The 19,092-nt window shown below is 54.8% G+C and carries 18 protein-coding genes and 1 tRNA gene; 10 read left to right on the top strand and 9 right to left on the bottom strand.

The window, feature by feature from the left end; all coding sequences use genetic code 11:
* Positions 1-56: 56 nt before the first annotated feature.
* The 10 genes from AC2FGE_RS03055 to AC2FGE_RS03010 all read left to right on the top strand — a co-directional run bounded on the left by AC2FGE_RS03055 (position 57) and on the right by AC2FGE_RS03010 (position 9,942).
* Positions 57-1,073 carry an SGNH/GDSL hydrolase family protein gene (locus tag AC2FGE_RS03055; RefSeq protein WP_496817692.1) on the top strand — a complete coding sequence of 339 codons (1,017 nt, stop codon included), beginning with the start codon at positions 57-59 and terminating at the stop codon, positions 1,071-1,073.
* A 98-nt stretch (positions 1,074-1,171) separates the two neighbouring features.
* Positions 1,172-2,077 (top strand): DMT family transporter, encoded by a 906-nt coding sequence (locus AC2FGE_RS03050; RefSeq protein ID WP_496817691.1) that lies wholly within the window; start codon positions 1,172-1,174, stop codon positions 2,075-2,077.
* Between the two features lie 125 nt (positions 2,078-2,202).
* Positions 2,203-3,342, top strand: coding sequence for an OmpP1/FadL family transporter (locus tag AC2FGE_RS03045; protein WP_496817690.1), 1,140 nt, complete (start codon positions 2,203-2,205; stop codon positions 3,340-3,342).
* A gap of 104 nt (positions 3,343-3,446) precedes the next feature.
* Positions 3,447-4,343, top strand: a complete 897-nt coding sequence (locus AC2FGE_RS03040; RefSeq protein ID WP_496817689.1) for a DMT family transporter — start codon at positions 3,447-3,449, stop codon at positions 4,341-4,343.
* A gap of 50 nt (positions 4,344-4,393) precedes the next feature.
* Positions 4,394-5,266: an ATPase gene (locus AC2FGE_RS03035; RefSeq protein ID WP_496817737.1), complete on the top strand. Its 873-nt coding sequence runs from the start codon at positions 4,394-4,396 to the stop codon at positions 5,264-5,266.
* 36 nt (positions 5,267-5,302) lie between these two features.
* The gene (gene metA / locus AC2FGE_RS03030; RefSeq protein WP_496817688.1) at positions 5,303-6,220 is read left to right on the top strand and encodes a homoserine O-acetyltransferase MetA; all 918 of its coding nucleotides are present in this window, start codon (positions 5,303-5,305) and stop codon (positions 6,218-6,220) included.
* The gene (locus AC2FGE_RS03025) at positions 6,210-7,163 is read left to right on the top strand and encodes an alpha/beta fold hydrolase (protein ID WP_496817687.1); all 954 of its coding nucleotides are present in this window, start codon (positions 6,210-6,212) and stop codon (positions 7,161-7,163) included. Before metA ends, AC2FGE_RS03025 begins: the two co-directional genes overlap by 11 nt.
* A 49-nt stretch (positions 7,164-7,212) precedes the next feature.
* The gene (gene ppk2 / locus AC2FGE_RS03020; protein WP_496817686.1) at positions 7,213-8,082 is read left to right on the top strand and encodes a polyphosphate kinase 2; all 870 of its coding nucleotides are present in this window, start codon (positions 7,213-7,215) and stop codon (positions 8,080-8,082) included.
* A 115-nt stretch (positions 8,083-8,197) separates the two neighbouring features.
* On the top strand, positions 8,198-9,214 hold the full coding sequence (locus tag AC2FGE_RS03015; RefSeq protein WP_496817685.1) for a sterol desaturase family protein: 1,017 nt from the start codon (positions 8,198-8,200) through the stop codon (positions 9,212-9,214).
* A gap of 113 nt (positions 9,215-9,327) precedes the next feature.
* Positions 9,328-9,942: a TetR/AcrR family transcriptional regulator gene (locus AC2FGE_RS03010; protein WP_496817684.1), complete on the top strand. Its 615-nt coding sequence runs from the start codon at positions 9,328-9,330 to the stop codon at positions 9,940-9,942.
* Between the two features lie 5 nt (positions 9,943-9,947).
* Here the strand turns inward: AC2FGE_RS03010 and AC2FGE_RS03005 are convergent, their stop codons facing one another.
* The 9 genes from AC2FGE_RS03005 to AC2FGE_RS02965 all read right to left on the bottom strand — a co-directional run bounded on the left by AC2FGE_RS03005 (position 9,948) and on the right by AC2FGE_RS02965 (position 19,034).
* The gene (locus tag AC2FGE_RS03005; RefSeq protein ID WP_496817683.1) at positions 9,948-11,006 is read right to left on the bottom strand and encodes an adenylate/guanylate cyclase domain-containing protein; all 1,059 of its coding nucleotides are present in this window, start codon (positions 11,004-11,006) and stop codon (positions 9,948-9,950) included.
* Complete coding sequence (locus tag AC2FGE_RS03000; RefSeq protein WP_480542917.1) at positions 11,003-11,371, bottom strand: group I truncated hemoglobin; 369 nt, start codon at positions 11,369-11,371, stop codon at positions 11,003-11,005. Before AC2FGE_RS03000 ends, AC2FGE_RS03005 begins: the two co-directional genes overlap by 4 nt.
* Positions 11,372-11,511: 140 nt before the next feature.
* Complete coding sequence (locus tag AC2FGE_RS02995; protein ID WP_496817682.1) at positions 11,512-12,375, bottom strand: urea carboxylase-associated family protein; 864 nt, start codon at positions 12,373-12,375, stop codon at positions 11,512-11,514.
* Positions 12,376-12,522: 147 nt separating this feature from the next.
* Positions 12,523-12,612, bottom strand: a tRNA-Ser gene (locus AC2FGE_RS02990).
* Positions 12,613-12,702: 90 nt separating this feature from the next.
* Positions 12,703-15,123 carry a DUF3772 domain-containing protein gene (locus AC2FGE_RS02985; protein ID WP_496817681.1) on the bottom strand — a complete coding sequence of 807 codons (2,421 nt, stop codon included), beginning with the start codon at positions 15,121-15,123 and terminating at the stop codon, positions 12,703-12,705.
* Positions 15,123-16,157: a cysteine synthase A gene (locus AC2FGE_RS02980; RefSeq protein ID WP_496817680.1), complete on the bottom strand. Its 1,035-nt coding sequence runs from the start codon at positions 16,155-16,157 to the stop codon at positions 15,123-15,125. The genes AC2FGE_RS02985 and AC2FGE_RS02980 overlap by 1 nt, the downstream gene beginning before the upstream one ends.
* Positions 16,158-16,225: 68 nt before the next feature.
* Positions 16,226-17,341 carry an NUDIX domain-containing protein gene (locus AC2FGE_RS02975; RefSeq protein WP_496817679.1) on the bottom strand — a complete coding sequence of 372 codons (1,116 nt, stop codon included), beginning with the start codon at positions 17,339-17,341 and terminating at the stop codon, positions 16,226-16,228.
* A 28-nt stretch (positions 17,342-17,369) separates the two neighbouring features.
* Positions 17,370-17,810 carry a TrgA family protein gene (locus AC2FGE_RS02970; protein ID WP_496817678.1) on the bottom strand — a complete coding sequence of 147 codons (441 nt, stop codon included), beginning with the start codon at positions 17,808-17,810 and terminating at the stop codon, positions 17,370-17,372.
* A gap of 15 nt (positions 17,811-17,825) precedes the next feature.
* Positions 17,826-19,034, bottom strand: coding sequence for a class I SAM-dependent methyltransferase (locus AC2FGE_RS02965; protein ID WP_496817677.1), 1,209 nt, complete (start codon positions 19,032-19,034; stop codon positions 17,826-17,828).
* Positions 19,035-19,092: the final 58 nt, after the last annotated feature.

The raw sequence follows: 19,092 nt of genomic DNA, 5'->3' as shown, positions 1-19,092 counted from the left end.
TCCCGCCCAAGGGTTTGTTTATGGCACTGATCCGAAATAGTTTTTTCATTCTTTTCATGACTATTGTCACTCTGATCGCGCTGGAAGTGATCCTGTTTGCCGCGTTTTCGATCCGTGGCATGGTCAGTGGAAATGAAACCCCCAAAACCTCTGAAAATCCCAATCAGGATGAAGAGACCCGGCAGTTCCAAAACGACGCTCAGAGCTTTCAGGGCTATCCCTATAAGGCTTTTGTGGGATGGCAATCGCCCCAAATCTCAAGCGAGACACTGAATATCGATGAAAATCTGCGGCGTATCACCGTCAATTCGAATCCGCCAACAGACCGCAAGGTGCATTTCTTCGGCGGCTCCACCATGTGGGGGCACAGTGTTTCCGACAAGAATACAATCCCATCTCATTTCAGCAATTTAACGGGAAAAACGGCGATCAACTACGGGGAACAAGCCTATAATTCGCGCCAAAGCCTCAACAGACTTCTCAACACCCTGGACAGCATCCAACCCGGCGACAGCGTGGTGTTTTTTGATGGCGTAAATGACGTCTATCACAACTGCCTCAGCCTGAACTCGCCCGACGGGCATCCGCGCGAAGGGTTTATTAAGGAAAAGCTGAGTGGGAAGTCCAGCGGCATCTGGGGGCTGGTATCATCGACCTCGACCTACCGGTTGGCCCGCCGGATCAGTGAAAAGCTGGGCTCGGGCGATAACAACCAGCGCTTTGCCGATCTGAACCAATGTGATGATCCGGCCTATGCCGAGCGTGTCGCCGATTTCCTCGTCAGCAGCTGGGCTGCAACCGAAGCCATCGTCAATTCACGGGGGGCACGTTTTTCCTGTGTCTTGCAACCAAACCCGTATACCCTGCCCGACCGTCCGTTCAGCCACAACGAAACCTACGCCACGCAGATCCAACAAGTGTACCCGCTGATCCGTGAGAAGGCGCAAGAGCTTGACTGTTTTCAGGATTATTCAGGCATCCTGCAGCAGGATTTCTATATCGATCATTGCTGCCACGTAAACGCACAGGGAAACCTGGAAATCGCCCGGCGTTTTGCAAAGGACCTCAACTAATCCAGCCCTTTCTTACTGCACGGAAAGATTCAGAGTGCCAGAGCGGAAAAAATCCGGTTAGGTCCAGTTGCAAAGCCAAAAATTGCGAAGGACACCGGGTGGATAAGGGCTCAATTCAAATCGGCAAGGCAGCCCTGTGGATGACCGGGGCCATTCTTTCATTCTCGTCAATGGCCGTAGCGGGGCGAGAGCTGAGCCTGCATCACGACACGTTTGAAATCATGATGTATCGCAGCTTTGTGGGCATCGTGGTGGTCGCCCTGGTGCTGAGTGTAACCGGCAAATGGCATCAGGTCACAACCCAGCGACTGGGCCTTCATGCGGTGCGCAATGTGCTGCATTTCACCGGGCAAAATCTGTGGTTCTACGCAGTCGGAGTGATTCCCCTGGCGCAGGTCTTTGCGCTGGAATTCACCCAACCGATCTGGGTAATCCTTCTGTCGCCTCTGTTGTTGAAAGAACGTCTGACTCCACTCAAGATGCTGGCCGCCCTCATCGGCTTCGCCGGTATCCTGATCGTCGCGCGCCCCGGCGCGGCACCGTTGAGCCCAGGGCTGATAACCGCCGCGACATCTGCAATTTTCTTCGCATTTACAACGATTACCACGAAGAAGTTGACGCGCTTTTCCAGTATCGGTTGCATCATGTTCTGGCTGGCGGTGATGCAAGCCGCACTCGGCGCGGCAGCGGCCGGTCTGGATGGTCAGATCGCCCTGCCAAACGCGCAAACCCTACCATTTCTGGTTTTGGTCGGATTGGCCGGATTGCTGGCACATTTCTGCATTACCAATGCCTTATCCATCGCACCCGCAACTGTGGTCGTACCGTTTGACTTTGCCCGCCTGCCCACAATTGCGGTGGTGGGCATGCTGTTGTACCATGAGCCAATTGATCACTGGACCATGCTGGGCGCCGCGGTGATATTTTCGGGCATATTTCTGAACGTTTGGTCTGAAAATCGTAACAGTTTAGCAACAGTCCATAAACCTAGTTGCAATAAGTAACGCTCCGTCACCCGTTGACCTTAGACTAACCGAAAAGAAACTATCGGGCATTATTCAACGGGTCAGAGTCAAACACACTCAGTTTCACTTAATCAGGCTCGCATCGAAAACAAGGGAGGACAGCAATGAAAAAGGCACTACTCGCCACATGCGCGCTGTGCGTAGGGGCATCGGCAGGATATGCAGGCGGTCTGGACCGCAGCGGCCAAGGCATCAATCTTATCTTTGAAGAAGGCTCGGCGGTTCAGTTCCGTCTAGGGTATACGAACCCCAGTGTCACAGGAACTATGCCGGCTATCGCCGGGCCGAACATAGGTCAACCCGTCGATTCCGGTGAAGTCGCGAACGACTTTTTTACACCGCATCTGGGATACAAGACCTCCCTTACGGAAAAACTGGATTTCGCGATCATGTATGATCAGCCATTTGGTGCTGATATCCAGTACGCAGCTGCTTACCCGCTTTCGATCAACCCGGCTAACCCGACAGATCCCCGCGTCTTGCAGGCAACTGCTGACACGGATGCGATTACTGCTTTGCTGCGTTACAAATTCGACGGAGGCTTCAGCGCAATTGGTGGTGTTCGGGCACAGCGGGTGACAGCATCGATTACCGTGCCGCTTGCCGCCGGCTACAACGTGGAAACCGATGCAGACATCGCGTTCGGATACGTTGTTGGTGTGGCTTGGGAAAAGCCCGAGATCGCTGCACGAGTTTCGCTTACCTATAACTCAAAGATTTCACACGATCTTTCTCAGACAGAATCCAGTGCATTGACTGGAGGATTGCCCGTAAACTCTTCGAGTGAAGTTGAAACTCCGCAGTCGATTAATCTGGACTTTCAAACGGGCGTAGCACCAAAGACGCTTCTGTTTGGCTCAATCCGCTGGGTTGACTGGCCACAGCTTGTGTACAACCCACCAAACTACCCACCGACTTCGAACCTTGTTGACTACGATGAGGCCACTTTTACATACTCGCTTGGGCTGGGCTATCAATTCACGAACGAGTTTTCCGGTGCTGTGACGCTGGGCTACGAGTCATCCCAAGGTACTCCTGTATCGAACCTCGGCCCGACCGACGGATTCTGGAGCGTTGGTCTGGGTGGAACTTATTCCTTAGAGAACGCAAAAATTTCCGGTGGTGTTCGTTACACCGACATCGGCGACGCAATAGCTGATGGCGCTGGCCCGAATGCGCGAGGAACGTTCACCGGTAACAGCGCATGGAGCGTAGGCTTCCAGATCACTTACGCGCTGAATTGATCAGGCAGCAAACGAACCTTATTGGACCCCGCCCACCCGGCGGGGTCTTTCTTTTTCGCAAGAACCGGGTCGCGGCGACTGTCATTGAATGACAAGTTAAGGCCATGGAACCTCAAAAACATCTCTCACCCCGAGCTTGGGCCGAACTGCTGTTGCTCGGTCTGATCTGGGGCGCGTCCTTTGTGGCGATCCGCATCGCTCTGGACACTATCCCGGTTATGACTTCGGTTCTGCACCGGACCTTCTGGGCCATGGCCGCGCTATGGTTGATTGTCTGGATCAAAGGCATTGAGATCCCCAAAAGTCCAAAGGTTTGGCTCGCGTTCCTGATCATGGGCCTTTTGAACAACGCCATCCCGTTTTCACTGATGGCCTGGGGGCAGCTTTACATCGACACCGGCCTGACTGCGATATTGAACGCCGCAACCGCAGTCTTCGGCGTATTGGTCGCCGCGCTGTTCTTCAAAGACGAACGGCTTACACCCAACCGGCTGATCGGCGTGGTATTGGGGTTTCTTGGCGTCTCAATTGCCATCGGATTAAAGAGTTTCACCGGTTTCAATCTGCAAAGCCTTGCCCAACTCGCCGTACTGGCGGGCACGGTCTCGTACGCATTCGCCAGCGCGTGGGGCCGTAAACACCTGTCGGGTCTGTCTCCTATCCTCGCGGCTGCTGGAATGCTGACAGGGGCAACCTTGCTGACCCTTCCAATCAGTATCATTCATGACGGGCTGCCCATACTTGCCCTTCCGGCAGTGACATGGGCTGCCATCGGATACTATGCGATCATCGCAACGGCGGCGGCTTATTTGCTCTATTACCGCGTACTTGCCATGGCAGGCAGTGGAAATCTGATGTTGGTAACCCTTGTAATCCCTCCGGTCGCCATCGTTCTCGGCTCGCTTTTGCGGGACGAAGCACTTGGCGCAAACGCCTTTATCGGCTTTGCGATCCTCGCACTGGGCCTGCTGATCTTGAACCGCCCCGGCAAGCGTGATTGACGCGCCCCCTCGCCCGTTCTAGCAAAGGCGAAACAAAGGGACAGCGGATCATGATCTACGGCTCGGCAAAAGACTGGCGCACAGCTGCGCGCAAGAAAGTGCTGTTTTTCGGCATGTCGGGCTTGGGCAAAACCTATGTGTCCAACATCCTGCGCGATTCAGGTGATTGGTTTCACTATTCGATCGATTACCGGATCGGTACGCGTTATATGGGCGAATACATCACCGACAACGCCAAAGCCGAAGCGATGAAAGTGCCCTTTCTGCGCGACCTGCTTCTATCGGATTCCATCTATATCGGCTCGAATATCTCGTTCGAGAATTTGACCCCCGTGGCCGCCTATCTGGGCAAGCCCGGTGACCCGGCCAAGGGCGGGCTTGAGATGCCCGAATACCGTCGCCGTCAGGAGCAATTCCGGCTGGCTGAGATCCACGCCTTGCTGGATACCGAATACTTTATTGATCGCGCTCAGCGTTTGTATAGCTACCCGCACTTCATCTGTGACACCGGCGGGTCGATTTGCGAATGGGTCGATCCGGATGACCCTTCGGATCAGGTAATGAGCGAGCTGTCCAAGCAGACGCTGATGATCTGGCTCAAGGGCGATGAAGAACACACGGCCAAGCTGATACGCCGCTTCGACAAAGCCCCTAAGCCAATGTCTTATCAGCCCGAGTTTCTGGCGCGCAGCTGGTCCGATTATCTGGATCAGCAAGGCTGTTCCGAGGGTGAGGTCGATCCCGATGCCTTCATCCGCTGGACCTATGCCCAGGCGCTGGCCCACCGTCAGCCCAGATACGAGGCGATGGCCAAAAACTGGGGCATCACCGTCACCGCGGCCGAAATCGAACGCGTGCGCGATACATCTGATTTCGATGAGTTGATCGAAGGTGCCCTTGAGGCAAAGGCCAAGAAGGCCTAACTAGCAGTTTCCATTTACTTACCAAAGCTTGAACCGATGCCAATCAAAATACCCTCAGACCTGCCCGCCTATGATGTCCTGACAAAGGAAGGCGTCATGGTCATGGCCGAGGATCAAGCGATGCGACAAGACATCCGCCCCCTGCGCATCGGGCTGCTGAATCTGATGCCCAAGAAAATCCAAACAGAAAATCAGTTTGCACGTCTGATCGGGGCGACACCGCTACAGATCGATCTGTCGCTGATCCGTATGACGGAACACCGCACCAAGAACACGGCTGCCGCGCATATGGCGGAATTCTACCGGCCGTTTCAGGAGGTGAAGGACCAGAAGTTCGACGGCCTGATCATTACGGGTGCCCCGATTGAGCATCTGGAGTTCCCTGACGTCACCTATTGGGACGAAATCAGCGAAGTGTTCGAATGGACGCAAACCAACGTGCATTCCACCTTCGGCGTCTGCTGGGGTGGAATGGCGATGATCAACCATTTCCACGGTGTCAAGAAACACATGCTGGACGCCAAGGCCTTTGGCTGTTTTCGGCACCAGAATTTAAATCCTGCCTCGCCATTTCTGCGTGGGTTTTCAGATGATTGCGTTATTCCTGTCAGCCGTTGGACTGAAATGAAGCAGGCCGAGATCAATGCCGCACCGGGTCTGAACACCCTGTTGGGCAGCGATGCTGTTGGCCCTTGTCTGGTCGAAGATCCGGGGCACCGTGCGCTCTATATCTTTAACCATTTCGAATATGACAGCGATACGCTGAAACAGGAATATGATCGGGACGTGGCCAATAACACGCCAATCAATGTGCCGATCAACTACTACCCGGATGACGATCCTGCACAGACGCCTCAGAACAGGTGGCGCAGCCATGCGCATCTGCTTTATGGCAACTGGATCAACGAAATCTACCAGACAACACCGTTCGATATGGACCAAATTGGCCGCTAAGATACTGATATCATTTGTCATACTCCTGCTGGGCCTCGCCATTTTCACCACTTGGCGCAGCGCTCAGATCGAAGCACGGGCCGAGGCCGCCTTCCCCCCCGAAGGTCGGATACTGGATGTCGATGGGATTGCGGTGCATGCGGTTGTCATGGGCGAAGGGCCGGATGTGGTGTTGATCCATGGCTCCAGCGGCAACACCCGCGATATGACTTTTGCAATGGCTCCGATCCTTGCCCAGAACTATCGTGTGATCGTGTTTGACCGCCCCGGTCTGGGCTATACGGCCAGCTTCAACCCGGATGGGGAAACTATCATCGAACAGGCCGACATCCTGCAAAAGGCCGCCGCGCAGCTTGGGGCAGAGAAACCCATCGTTGCCGGGCAAAGCTATGGTGGATCGGTTTCGCTGGCTTGGGCTGTAACACGGCCCAACGACATCTCGGCCCTTGTTCTGATCGCTCCTGCGGCGATCCCCTGGGAAACGCCATTGGATGGTTTTAATCGCCTTGCCTCAACCCCAACCGGAAATGCCGTCGCCCTGCCGTTGATCACGGCCTTTGTGCCAAACTGGTATGTAGAACAGGCTATGGACCGGGTTTTTGCCCCTCAGGCCGCGCCAGAGGGGTATGCCGCGCATTTCGGGCCAGCACTGACGATGCGCCGCGCGTCGATGCATGCCAATGCCAAGCAACGGGCAAACCTTCTGGACGAAGTGACCGCGCTGCAGCCGCGCTATTCAGAGATTTCTGTTCCGACCGAGATCGTGCATGGAACGGCGGATGACACGGTTGGCCTGGAGTGGCATTCCCACCGTCTGATTGACCAGATACCGGATGCAGAACTGATCGAACTGCCGGGGATCGGCCACATGCCTCAGGTCGTCGCCGCCGATGCGGTCGCCGCGTCCATCAATCGCGCCGCAAAACGTGCGGGTTTGCGTTAAGTGATCAGCTAATCCATAGTAAGTTATGGATTTTATCATGAGGTGAGGCATGGCCCGGTCCGAAAAAGGCTCTATCGAGGCATATTATCACAAGAAAGCCCCCAAGGACGTTCGCGCACTGATCAAGACCGCCGAAAAAGGCGATATCCTAAACCCAACCTACCCTTATGCGCAAAAGATGAAGTCAAAAGACTATGAGGCTCAGATCGATGCGCTACAGATCGAACTGGTCAAAATGCAGTCCTGGGTCAAGGAAACCGGCGAACGGGTCGCGATCATTTTTGAAGGTCGCGATGCGGCAGGCAAAGGCGGCACAATCAAGCGGTTTCGCGAAAATCTGAACCCTCGGGGCGCACGTAACGTGGCATTGTCCAAACCTTCAGATGCTGAGCGCAGCCAATGGTATTTTCAGCGCTACATCCCTCATCTGCCTGCCGCAGGCGAGATCGTTTTTTTTGACCGCAGCTGGTACAATCGCGGGGTGGTTGAGAATGTCTTTGGCTTCTGCACGCAAGAAGAACGGGAACGCTTTTTCCGTCAGGTCATTCCCCTGGAAACCGGTCTGGTTAACGATGGTATTCGACTGTTCAAGTTCTGGCTGAATGTCGGCCGGGCCGAACAGCTTAATCGTTTTCTGGCACGCGAGACCGATCAGTTGAAGCAATGGAAACTCAGCCCGATTGACGTGGCTGGTCTGGACAAGTGGGAGGCGTATTCTGAATCGATCTCCGAGACCCTGACCCGCTCGCATACCGAAAAAAGCCCCTGGACTGTTGTCCGCTCAGACGACAAGAAGCGCGCGCGCATCGCCGCGATCCAAACAGTTCTGCACGCCCTGGACTACGATCAGAAAGACCGCAAAGCCCTGGGCAAAGTGGACCAAAAGATATGCGGCGGGGCCGAGATATGGGAAAACTAAGCATCTGAGCAATATCCAACCAAAATGACAGAAACTGGCCTCAATTCGGCCACGTCATTGCCGCCGACACAGCTCATAATTCACAAAAAAACCAGTATCCAGGCAGGAGCTGATCATGGTTGATGAGATTTACGCGGCCTTCCGTCATCCTTTCGAATTGTTCTTTGACCCAACGCAACGCCTATCGTTTCTGCATATGGCAACTGCCCTGGCCTTTGCGATCTTCGTTTTCTATCGATCCCGCAAAAGCCTGAAAGGCTTGATTAAATGGTTGCTGCCTTGGGATATCCTGACGCATAAATCCGCCAAGGCTGATTATGTGATGTTCTTTGTGAACAAATCCATCATCGCGGCCATCTATGCTTCGGTCCTGATTCAGGTCTCGGTCTGGTATGCCCTGGTCGAAAAAATCATGGGACCTGCTGGCCCAGGCCCGTCCGAGCCATCCTGGACCGTATCCGCCGTCTATACGCTCGTCGCTGTGCTGGCCGTGGATGGGGCGCTCTGGTTTGGGCACTATATCTTCCATAAGGTTCCATTCTTGTGGGAATTCCACAAGGTGCATCACTCTGCCGAAGTGATGACACCGCTAACTGCGACGCGCATGCACCCGCTAGAAGAGATCATCTCTACCTCCATGAGTGGTTTTGCCGTTGGCGTCGTCGTCGCGCTGTTGGATCAGTATTTCGGCACCGGGGCGCGCGCCTTTACGCTGTTTGGTCTGAACATCGTGATCTTTCTGTTCTTCGTGGTCGCGTTCAACCTTCGGCACAGCCATGTCTGGCTTCAATATCCCAACTGGATTCAACATGTCTTTGTCAGCCCCGCCCAGCATCAGATCCACCACTCAAAAGCGCGCAAGCACTGGGACAAGAATATGGGCTTCATCTTTGCCTTTTGGGATTGGGGCGCCGGGACGCTGTATTCGCCTAAAACCAATGAAAATGTCGAATACGGTTTGGGAAATGGTGAAGACGGGACCTGGAACAATGCGATCACGCTGTATTTCCGCCCCTTCAAGAACGCGTATGAGCTGTTCAAAAAAGACCCGCGCGGTGCTTTGACACGCAAACCAGCCAAATCAAAGGCGAAACAAGCGGTTACGCCAGACAACTCGGCCGAAACCAACTAAGGTTGCCGGACCACTTAGGTGATATCCCGCGCGTCAAGCGTTGGACGAACTCTTGCGGATACTCTATCTCTTTAGTTTCAATAACCTATTGAACAAAGAACTCTGAGGCCGGGATGACGAAACGCGGGTACCACCACGGAAACCTGAAGCAAGCCTTGATCGAGGCCGCGTTGTCCCTGATCGAGGAGAAGGGGCCAACGGGCTTTACCCTGTCCGAGGCCGCCAAAACCGCCGGTGTCACCCCTGCTGCCGTCTATCGCCACTATCACGGGCGCGAAGACCTGATTGCCGAGGCGGCAAAACAGGGATTCGAGATGTTCGCGGACCTTATGCAATATGCCTATGATCAGGGGCAGCCTTCGGCTTTGGCCGCGTTCGAGGCCACAGGCCGCGCCTATCTGGCTTTTGCCCGAAAACATCCGGGCCACTATATTGCGATGTTCGAAAGCGGTGTCTCAGTGAACCGCACGCCCGAGCTGTCACTGGCAGCGAACCGCGCCAAATCCGTGTTGGAAAAGGCAGCCGCTGACCTGTCGCAGCATATTCCGCCGGAAAAACGCCCTCCTGCCTCGATGTTCAGTGCACATATCTGGGCCATGAGCCACGGCGTGGTCGAGCTTTATGCCCGCAACACGGGTGCGACATCACCCTTCCCACCTGAGGATCTGCTGGAAAGCGGCATCGGCATCTATCTGCGAGGTTTGGGTCTGGTCCCACAGGACGATTGATTGGTTCAGATGCGACCACTGCCCTGAGGAACACTTAGCCCTGACGTGACATTGATCAAGTCCATGTCACCCATTCCCTTGATCGCAACGCGCCCGATATCCGACACTTGGAACTCGTCAATCAACGCGTATTTCATCTCTTCCGGAGCAACAATATGCATCGGGTTTGCAAAGACCTGTAGACGCGCAGCTGTGTTCACCGCAGGCCCGAACACATCATAAACATATTTCTGAATACCCACGACCGACCCGACAGCCGCGCCCATGCCTAGACCAATCCGGGCCTGCCATTTATGCGGGTGGCTTTCGTTTCGACGCTCAAGATATCGCAGAAAGCGCACTGCACAATGAGCTACATAGGTTGCGTGATCAGGCGTAGCATCCGGCATACCGGAAACAGCCAGATAAGCATCGCCAATCGTCTTGATCCGCTCGCAACCGAACTGTTCGACGATCCGATCAAAGGCCGTGAAGATATCGTTTAATTCGCTGAGTGTGACTGTTGGATCGGTTTTGGCGGCGAAATCGGTGAAGCCGACAAAATCCAGCATCACCACTGAGACCTCTTTGTACAACTGAGGCGTCACAACGCCAAAGGTTTTGAACTCTTCATAGACCGCGCGCGGCATGACGTTCAGCAGCAGACGCTCGACCCTCTCTTTTTCCCGCTCCAGCTCACGGGTATTGCGCTCTACCATGGTCGAGTAGCTATCGATCATGCTTTCAAGCTCACGAATGCGTGTGATGTTCTGGCATTCAACAATCAGCAGTTGGTCTGACAGTTCATTGGTCAACGAAACGGTAACCGCAAAGACCAGCGTCCGGCGCTTAGGTTTGATCTGTAACTCAACAGAGTAGCGTAGTCCGGACTGTTTCACGTCATCCAGTTCACGCAGATCAAGGTCGGGGATAAGGTCCAAGAGCGTCTGTTTCTTTTCGGGAGTGCCGAACCATTCCGAGAAAGGACCGTTGTGAAAGACGAACTTCAGGTCCGACGCCCGAACGATCGCCACGCCAACCCCGATCGCGCGCAGTAGTTGTTCATTGATGGCATGAATGCTCATGCAGCGTGCCGAACCACTATGATCGAACGTTTGTTTTCAATCGCTCCAAGGGCAGTTTGGATATCCTGAGCTGATACACCATGCATTTCCAAAGCTTCACCAAACAGCGCAGCCATTTCGTCAAAATCCGCATGCGTAATATTGAGATGGCTGTGAACCGCCTTGATCCTGTCATCGCTGAATGAAGCCGGGCCACCGATCAAAGAGGATACAAACTTGGTCTGATGATCAATCAATCGAGGCATATCGATATCTTCGAAATAGTCACCGATCTGGTCGGACTCTAACGCCATTTCATAAAATGACATCACCACCCGGCTGATTGTTTTGAAACCACCGTATTTCTCATAAAGCGTCTGTGCCACACGAATACCCGGGTGCTACCTTTGAATAACACCATGAGACTACATCAAATTTACGGTTTTGTTAACGTTTAACGAGTCAAAGCGCCTGCAACCTGTGTATCTGCTAAAAAACGTGACATCGAATTGTGAGTCATCGCTTACTAGGTTCCGTGTGTTTGATCATACGCGGACACAGCCGGTTGCACATGTGCTGATCGCGCTTCATCGCCCGGATCGTAGACCTCGATCAACAAGGGATAGCATGCTGCGGTATCCGATGAATGCTCGGACGAACAATCCCCGCCCGGACAGGCTGACAAACCAACGGTCAGGTCTATTTCGGCATAAAACTCTAGATAATCGCCAGGGCGCACCGGACTGGCCTTCATGAAATACTGCCCGGTCTCATGTGTGAAGCCGGTGCACATGAAAACATTCAGCACGTCATGCACAAGCGGCTCGGCCTCGTGCAAGGGTATATCACGATGCTGGGCCAGTGCGCGTGTCAGGTTCGAATGGCAGCAATAATGGTAGTCCTGACCAGACAGCAGCCGACCAGTATACGGATCGCACCGCGTGCCGATCACGTCATGGACCGAGCCACCGAAGGCATCAAACCCGTACCAATCCAGCGTATCGTCAACTATAGTGGCCATCGGGCGCAGGAAAGGAAAGCTGGACCACATCCGGTCACCCGTCGACAAATGCGTGCCATGCAACGCGCGGGTTTTGCCGGAATAGAACCGCTCCGACAGGTCATGCGTGTTCCACAGGTTCAAATCCCCGACCTGCGACCCTTCGACCGAGGCGATGCGAAAGAAGGCACCGGCGGGCACGTCGATACAGGCAGCATCGCGCGGCGCAGCCGTCACTTCTGCCGATTTACGTGCTGTTTTTCGCAACGTTTCCAACCCACTCAGATTGGGTTGCGCCAGGCTGTCAGGAGGGTAGCAAATGACGGGCTGAATGGCCTGACGCGCCGCGGCATCAATAGGTGCTGCGTGTTTGGGGTTGTCAGATTTCATAGGCTACCTCCGGACCAAGTACCGATTGTTCCTTAGATAGTTAGCTTAGTTTCTTATCAACAACCATGCCAGCAATGAGCTGCTGCAAGAAACACAAGTCCAAACCCACATATCGGCTAAGCGAAGTGTCCTGTCAGTAAGGGGTGATGGCGGAGAGACAGGGATTCGAACCCTGGAGACGGTTTCCCGCCTACACACTTTCCAGGCGTGCGCCTTCGACCACTCGGCCACCTCTCCGTGAGCGGGATAATTGAACCATCGCCGGGGGATTTGCAAGGGGCGAATAGCGCGAAAACTCAACCTTTCGCGGTCGACTTGGAAATCGGGCTACAGCTCATCCCCGTCACCGTCAGACAGGTCCGCCTGGGTCAAATCGGCAGGTTTCGAAGGTGCCTGTCTTGGTTCCACTTCGGGCTTGGCGGCAGGCGATTGCGCCTGCAGCGCCTCGGGATTTCTCAGCCAGAGGTCACGCTGAGCGAACGGAATCTCGATACCCGCTTCGTTGAAGCGTCGGTTGATTTCGTGATTCATGTCGGACTTTACCGACAGCACCCAGTTCACATCCCGAAGGATCGCCCGGATTTCAAAATCCAGCGAATCCGCGCCGAACCCCTGGAACACCACGCTGGGCGCTGGGTTCGCCAGAACCATGGGATGTGCATTGGCAATCTCACCCAGGATCGTTTCAACCTGCTGTGTATCGGTGCCATAGGCGACGCCCACGGGCACGATCACGCGCCCGATGGTATTGCCACGGGTATAGTTGGTGACCACGCCGGAAATCAAATCCGAGTTGGGGACGATCACATCTGTGCGGTCAAAAGTCTCAATCCGCGTCGACCGCACCGAGATATCGCGTACATAGCCCATCATTCCGTTTACATCGATCCAGTCGCCTTTGGATATCGGTCGCTCAACCAACAGGATGATGCCCGAAACGAAGTTCGATACGATCGTCTGCAAGCCGAAACCAATGCCCACAGACAAGGCACCGGCTACAATCGCAAGAGAAGACAGATCAAAGCCAGCAACCATGATCGCCGCCAAAGCCGCCAGGAAAATTCCCACATAGCCGGACCCGGCCACAATTGCATTTTGCCCACCCGGGTCGATACTGGTTTTGGGTAGCAAAGAGTTTCGCAGCCCGCTTTGCAACAGACGCGTCAGCCCGTACCCAATCAGAAACACCGCGACAAAGGTCAGGAAGTTACTGGGCGAAATTGTTATCCCGCCAATGTTAAATCCTTCCAAGAGCCGCGACCAGGCTTCCAACAAATCTGTCTCACGCGCGCCCCAGTAAATCGCCAAAATCGGCAACGCCAGTATCGACAGGGCAAACCCGACCAAAACTGCGAACAAAGAATCCCGTGCAGCATCACCCTGCCCTGTAATCCAGCCATAAACCTGGCTGATAAAACGTTGGATGATGACCAGCGCAGCGATCAGAATAAGTGTCTTAACAGCGGGGAAGACAATGGCCTCGGCCGCGTTGATATAGCCAAAAATCGCCAGGAAAGGCGTTGTGATACCCAGCAAGAAAACTGCGCGGCGCAAAAACTCGATCACTTGGGTGAAACCGGCGCTGCGTACCGTGGTCGCTTGATCGGAACCTTCAGACCGTATGTCATTGGTTCGAATTTGCCGAAGACGCAGCAGCAAAAGCGCAGTGACTACGATGATCGGAAAACTGACGACAGCACGGGTTGCATCAGAGATGTTTTCAATCTGCTCGAATAGCAACGCCAGCTCGTGCAGGATCAGCATGATCGCAAGAAGATCGATATATATGCGCAGTTCGGTGATTCTGGCGGGGGAAATGCGTTTGAACTCATTCGCCGCGCTCATCACGTAGATCTGGCGGCCAATCCAGTCATAAAACAGAATGATCGCAGCCCAGTAGGGAATCTCATCCAACAGCAAAGTGCCACGCAGACCGAGAACATCTGTCATGTCGATTGCTGTCACGGCGGCAACAACCCCGATCCAGGGCAAAACGATCCGCAGCAGAGAAATCACAAAGGTCCACGCACCCGCACCGCGACCGCCGAGATTGCGCAGATAGTCACCACCTTTTTCTGACCAGTATTTGCCAAAAATCAGCAAAACAGCCGACAGTATCAGCAATATGAAAATGCCTAAACCACGATTGGTAACCTGTTCGCGAACAACATCTGTCCGCATATTCTCGACCGTTTCATTGATGAGGCTGCGGAAAGCGTCTTTCACGTCCGCCCAAGCCGGCCCCCAATAGACGGGATTGATCGGTGACGGCCCTTTTTCAAGCAGTTGCTTTTTCTGACGCTCTCGAAGGATCTGATCGATTTCGCTGATCAACCCGTTGGCACGGCTGAATGCTTCTTCGGATATGATCCGCGGAACCCTTAAGCTATTGAGCTGATTTTCAAGATGTTCGCGCAACGCGGCGATGTCTTCGGGTTCCGAGGTATCGCCTTCGGGCTTGGGCCCAAGGGCCTTTAGCTGGCTTTCAAGGGTCTGTATCCGCTCTGTGTTGGCGCCACGTGCCGTGTTAAAATCCTCACGATACCCATTGATCTCGGAACGCAGATTTTCCATTGCGGCGTTCGATGCACGGTTTGCATCAATCACCGCCTCGGCCCGGTCCGCTGTCTTGATCCAGCCCTGATAATACTCACTCTGCCTGTCGGTCAGTTGCGCGCTGGCTGCGCCAACCAACCCGAACAGGCCGAACATCATCAGAACCAGAAACAGGCGGACCTGTTGCAGCATCAGATATCCTCGAACACACCGGGGATTTTGCGGGGCACTTCCGTCATCCAATCAGGCACCGGCAGCTCTTTCTCCCTCAGGAACTCCGGGTTGAACAGTTTCGATTGATAACGCGTGCCGTAGTCACAAAGGATGGTTACGATGGTATGGCCGGGGCCCAGATCCTTGGCCAGACGCACGGCTCCCGCCATGTTGATCGCGGTTGACCCGCCCATAACCAGACCTTCTTCGCGCAGCAGATTGAAGATATAGGGCAGCGCTTCGTTATCGGACATTTGATATGAGAAATCGGGCGTGAACCCTTCGAGGTTCTTGGTAATGCGCACCTGACCGATCCCTTCGGCAATTGAACTGCCTTCGGTCGCGATCTCACCGGTGGTGTAGTAGGAGTACAGCCCCGCGCCCATTGGATCGACCAGACCAATTTTCACGCCTTTGGGTTGCAGCGCCTCGGCCACACCCGCCAGAGTGCCGCCCGATCCGACCGCGCAGACAAAACCGTCCACCTTGCCGTCGGTCTGTTCCCAAATCTCAGGCCCGGTGGTTTCCACATGCGACTGACGGTTGGCGACGTTGTCGAACTGATTGGCCCAGATCGCGCCATTGGGTTCGGTCTTGGCCAGCTCCTCGGCCAGACGGCGCGAGTAGTGGACAAAGTTGTTGGGATTGCGATACGGCGCGGCGGGCACTTGTACCAGTTGCGCACCAGCAAGGCGTAGCATGTCCTTCTTTTCTTCCGATTGGGTTTCCGGGATCACGATCACGGTTTTGAACCCCATGGACGCACCAACCAGCGCAAGACCAATCCCGGTATTGCCCGCGGTACCTTCAACAATCGTGCCACCGGGCTTTAGCTCACCTCGGGCAACCGCATCGCGAATGATATAGAGCGCTGCGCGGTCTTTGACGGACTGACCTGGGTTCATAAATTCGGCCTTGCCGAGGATCTCGCATCCGGTCTCTTCACTGATGCGTTTCAGCCGGATCAGCGGTGTTTTCCCGACTGCGTCGGCAAGGTCTCGTGCAATGCGCATGGCGCCCTCATGTCATTTGGTATCAGGCAAGATTTACAGCCGCGCTGCCGCAACCACAAGCGCGATAGTCACTCGCGCAGCCGGTCCCGGTGGCGGGCCAGCCAATGGGCTAAGGAAAGAAGCGGCAAATCCTTGAAGGCGTGGCTGTCTACAAGGTCGATGAATTCGGAATAAGGCACGATCCGGGTGCGGATATCTTCACCTTCGCTGGCCAAACCGCCTGTATCCGTGGTTTGGGTCAGCTCCCCTAGTCCAACATAGAGATACAGGTACTCGGTCGAGGATCCGCTGGATGAATAGGCCCCGCCGGCAAATTCAAGCGTATCAAAGGTGACCCCGGCCTCCTCCGATGCTTCGCGATGCGCGGCTTGTTCCGGGGTTTCACCCGGATCGATCATGCCCGCGACAGGTTCCCACATCCAGGGTTCTGGGTCTTCGATCAGGAAAATCGGTGTCCGAAACTGTTCGACCAGCAGAACGACATCGCGCACAGGGTCATACGGCAAAACGACCACAGCACTGCCCTGCAACAGGCTGTTGTGGTTCAGAACCGGCCCCATCGAACCGTCATGCTGGCGATGTTGAAGCTGGATTTCCTCCATCCCGAAATAGTCGACATAGGCGCGGCGGTGGCTGTGGACGATCACGTCCTGTGTGATGTCACGCGGATCACCAGTGCGCCGCTGTCGGGCGAACAGCTTGGCCCAGGCACGGGTCTGGATGGCGGGCATGCTGCGGGTCATCTGCCTTGCGTCGACCCTGCCGAAATACGCCATCTCCTCTTCGGCGGCGAGGGCTGTGACGGGCCCCAGTTTTTCGGCCCATGCATCCAATGACCACAGACCTGCGGGAACCCAAGCACCGGGGGCTGGAAAATACACCTGAGCCTCAGTCTGAGCGCCATCTGACAAATCAATGCTCAGCGTTTGCAGATCATAGTCGAAACCGCCTTCGTAGAACGCAAGCCGCGCCAGATCGACCTCGCTTAGGCCGCGCAACAGCAAACCATTGGCCTGTGCGCCGGGCACGGGTTGGATCATCGGGAAGTCCTGCCCCTGAACCGCGTGAACCGCGTGATCTGCAAGGGTCGCCGGTGTGATGCTCAAATCCTCTGCGGATTGGCCCAGGACACGCTCCAGCAGCGGGACATAGCGAAGAGTGCCGTAAAAGAACAAATCTGACACGGAGAAGCTTTCTACTTGGAGTGAAGGGTCAACGCCAGCGACGACTGGCGAATTCGGTTGCAAGCCCTGCCACGACGGATCCAACAACCAATGTGATCAGAATTTCAGGGACCAATAGAAGCTTTCCATAATCCACTCCGATCACAAAGATCGCCTTCACAGCCTCGAACGGGCCATCATAGCGGTTGCGCATGGCCAGGCGGAACATCTCGTAACAGCCCTGCACGAACAGCGCCCAAAACACCAGCGAGGCCACTCCGGTCAGACCATTGTTGATCCCCGCTGTCCATCCACGCCCGGCGCGTTTACCCATGATCTTCCAGCCACAGGCAACGGCCAGCGCGATGTTCACAAGGGTGAAATAGCCATAGTCTTTGCCCTCGTCCCCATTCTCGATGATCATGGTCGACACCAGAAAGGCCACCACCACCAGGCAAAGGGCGGCAACAAGACGTGCGGCTGTGGGCATTGCGTATTCCGTTCCTTAACTTGGCTTTGCTATGGTGATCTGTGTCACATCGCAATTGCCCGTGTCAAAGGCGGCACCGCATGCGGTCAAATAATAATTCCACATGCGGCGGAAACGCTCATCAAACCCCATGTCCGAGATCTGATCCCATTTGGCGTTGAAGGTCTCGTACCAGCGGCGCAAAGTCAGGTCATAACTCTTGCCGAACTCTTTTGAACGTACCAGGTTCAGCCCCGCCAGATCGATTTGCTGACGCAAAACTGTCGGTGACGGCAACATACCGCCCGGAAAGATATATTTCTGAATGAAATCAACGCCATTCTTATAGTAATCCCAGCGATGATCGCCAACGGTTATGATCTGCAGCGTCGCCTGCGCCCCCGGTTTCAACCGCTCGCGCACCGTATCGAAATAGACGGGCCAGTATTTCTGCCCAACGGCCTCGAACATCTCGATCGAGGCGATGCCGTCATATTGCCCGGTTTCGTCTCGGTAATCCTGCAACTTCAGATCAACCATATCGGAAAGCCCAGCGTTTTCCATGCGTTGCTGCGCAAACTTCAACTGTTCTTGGCTAATGGTCAGGCCCGTGACCCTAAGGCCACGCTCTTTCGCGGCGTATTCGGCAAAGCCGCCCCACCCGCAGCCGATCTCAAGCACATGATCACCGGGCTTCACGCCCATTTCGTCAATCAGGCTGGCGTATTTGGCGGTCTGCGCCTTTTCCAAACTCTCTTGCCCGGTTTCGAACAAGGCGCTGGAATAGGTCATCGTATCATCAAGCCACAGCCCATAGAATTCATTCCCCAGATCGTAGTGATACGAGATGTTCTTCTTGGCCTGAGCCCGGTTGTTCCGGTGCAACCAGAACCGCAGACGTTCATAAGCCTGAACAAGGAACTTCCCGGTAAACCCATCATAGACCGTTTCCGAGCCCAGATGCACCAGATCCATGAAAGATCGCAGGTCCGGCGTGCTCCAATGCCCTTCCAGATAGGCGTCCGAAAATCCAAGCTCACCTTCGCGGATCAAACGAGCAAACACATCCAGGTCATGAATCTCGACAGCGGCAATAGGGCCCGGTTTTGCGCCTTCGGTTCGAAACACACGCCCATCAGGCAGTGTGATGTCCAATCGCCCAGACTCCATCTTGCCGAGCATTTTGAAGACTTGGGCAAAATATCTGGGCAGGTTTTTCTGCCCCTCGGTCGATGTCAGGGTCATCCGCTCTCCCCTCTGCGGTGTTTGATGCAGGCTAGGACGGGTTTTTGTTTCTTGCAAG

It is taken from the genome of Ruegeria sp. YTSA075 (genome assembly GCF_059610245.1).
Note: the sequence above shows the minus strand (reverse complement) of the source record. Positions and strands in the feature narration are given on the sequence as shown.

Bases quoted from the DNA above. Each gene is read 5' to 3' on its own strand.
- AC2FGE_RS03055 (WP_496817692.1), top strand. From the start codon at position 57: ATGACTATTGTCACTCTGATCGCGCTGGAAGTGATCCTGTTTGCCGCG.
- AC2FGE_RS03045 (WP_496817690.1), top strand. From the start codon at position 2,203: ATGAAAAAGGCACTACTCGCCACATGCGCGCTGTGCGTAGGGGCATCG.
- AC2FGE_RS03040 (WP_496817689.1), top strand. From the start codon at position 3,447: ATGGAACCTCAAAAACATCTCTCACCCCGAGCTTGGGCCGAACTGCTG.
- AC2FGE_RS03035 (WP_496817737.1), top strand. From the start codon at position 4,394: ATGATCTACGGCTCGGCAAAAGACTGGCGCACAGCTGCGCGCAAGAAA.
- metA (WP_496817688.1), top strand. From the start codon at position 5,303: ATGCCAATCAAAATACCCTCAGACCTGCCCGCCTATGATGTCCTGACA.
- ppk2 (WP_496817686.1), top strand. From the start codon at position 7,213: ATGGCCCGGTCCGAAAAAGGCTCTATCGAGGCATATTATCACAAGAAA.
- AC2FGE_RS03015 (WP_496817685.1), top strand. From the start codon at position 8,198: ATGGTTGATGAGATTTACGCGGCCTTCCGTCATCCTTTCGAATTGTTC.
- AC2FGE_RS03010 (WP_496817684.1), top strand. From the start codon at position 9,328: ATGACGAAACGCGGGTACCACCACGGAAACCTGAAGCAAGCCTTGATC.
- AC2FGE_RS03005 (WP_496817683.1), bottom strand. From the start codon at position 11,006: ATGAGCATTCATGCCATCAATGAACAACTACTGCGCGCGATCGGGGTT.
- AC2FGE_RS02995 (WP_496817682.1), bottom strand. From the start codon at position 12,375: ATGAAATCTGACAACCCCAAACACGCAGCACCTATTGATGCCGCGGCG.
- AC2FGE_RS02985 (WP_496817681.1), bottom strand. From the start codon at position 15,123: ATGCTGCAACAGGTCCGCCTGTTTCTGGTTCTGATGATGTTCGGCCTG.
- AC2FGE_RS02980 (WP_496817680.1), bottom strand. From the start codon at position 16,157: ATGCGCATTGCACGAGACCTTGCCGACGCAGTCGGGAAAACACCGCTG.
- AC2FGE_RS02970 (WP_496817678.1), bottom strand. From the start codon at position 17,810: ATGCCCACAGCCGCACGTCTTGTTGCCGCCCTTTGCCTGGTGGTGGTG.
- AC2FGE_RS02965 (WP_496817677.1), bottom strand. From the start codon at position 19,034: ATGACCCTGACATCGACCGAGGGGCAGAAAAACCTGCCCAGATATTTT.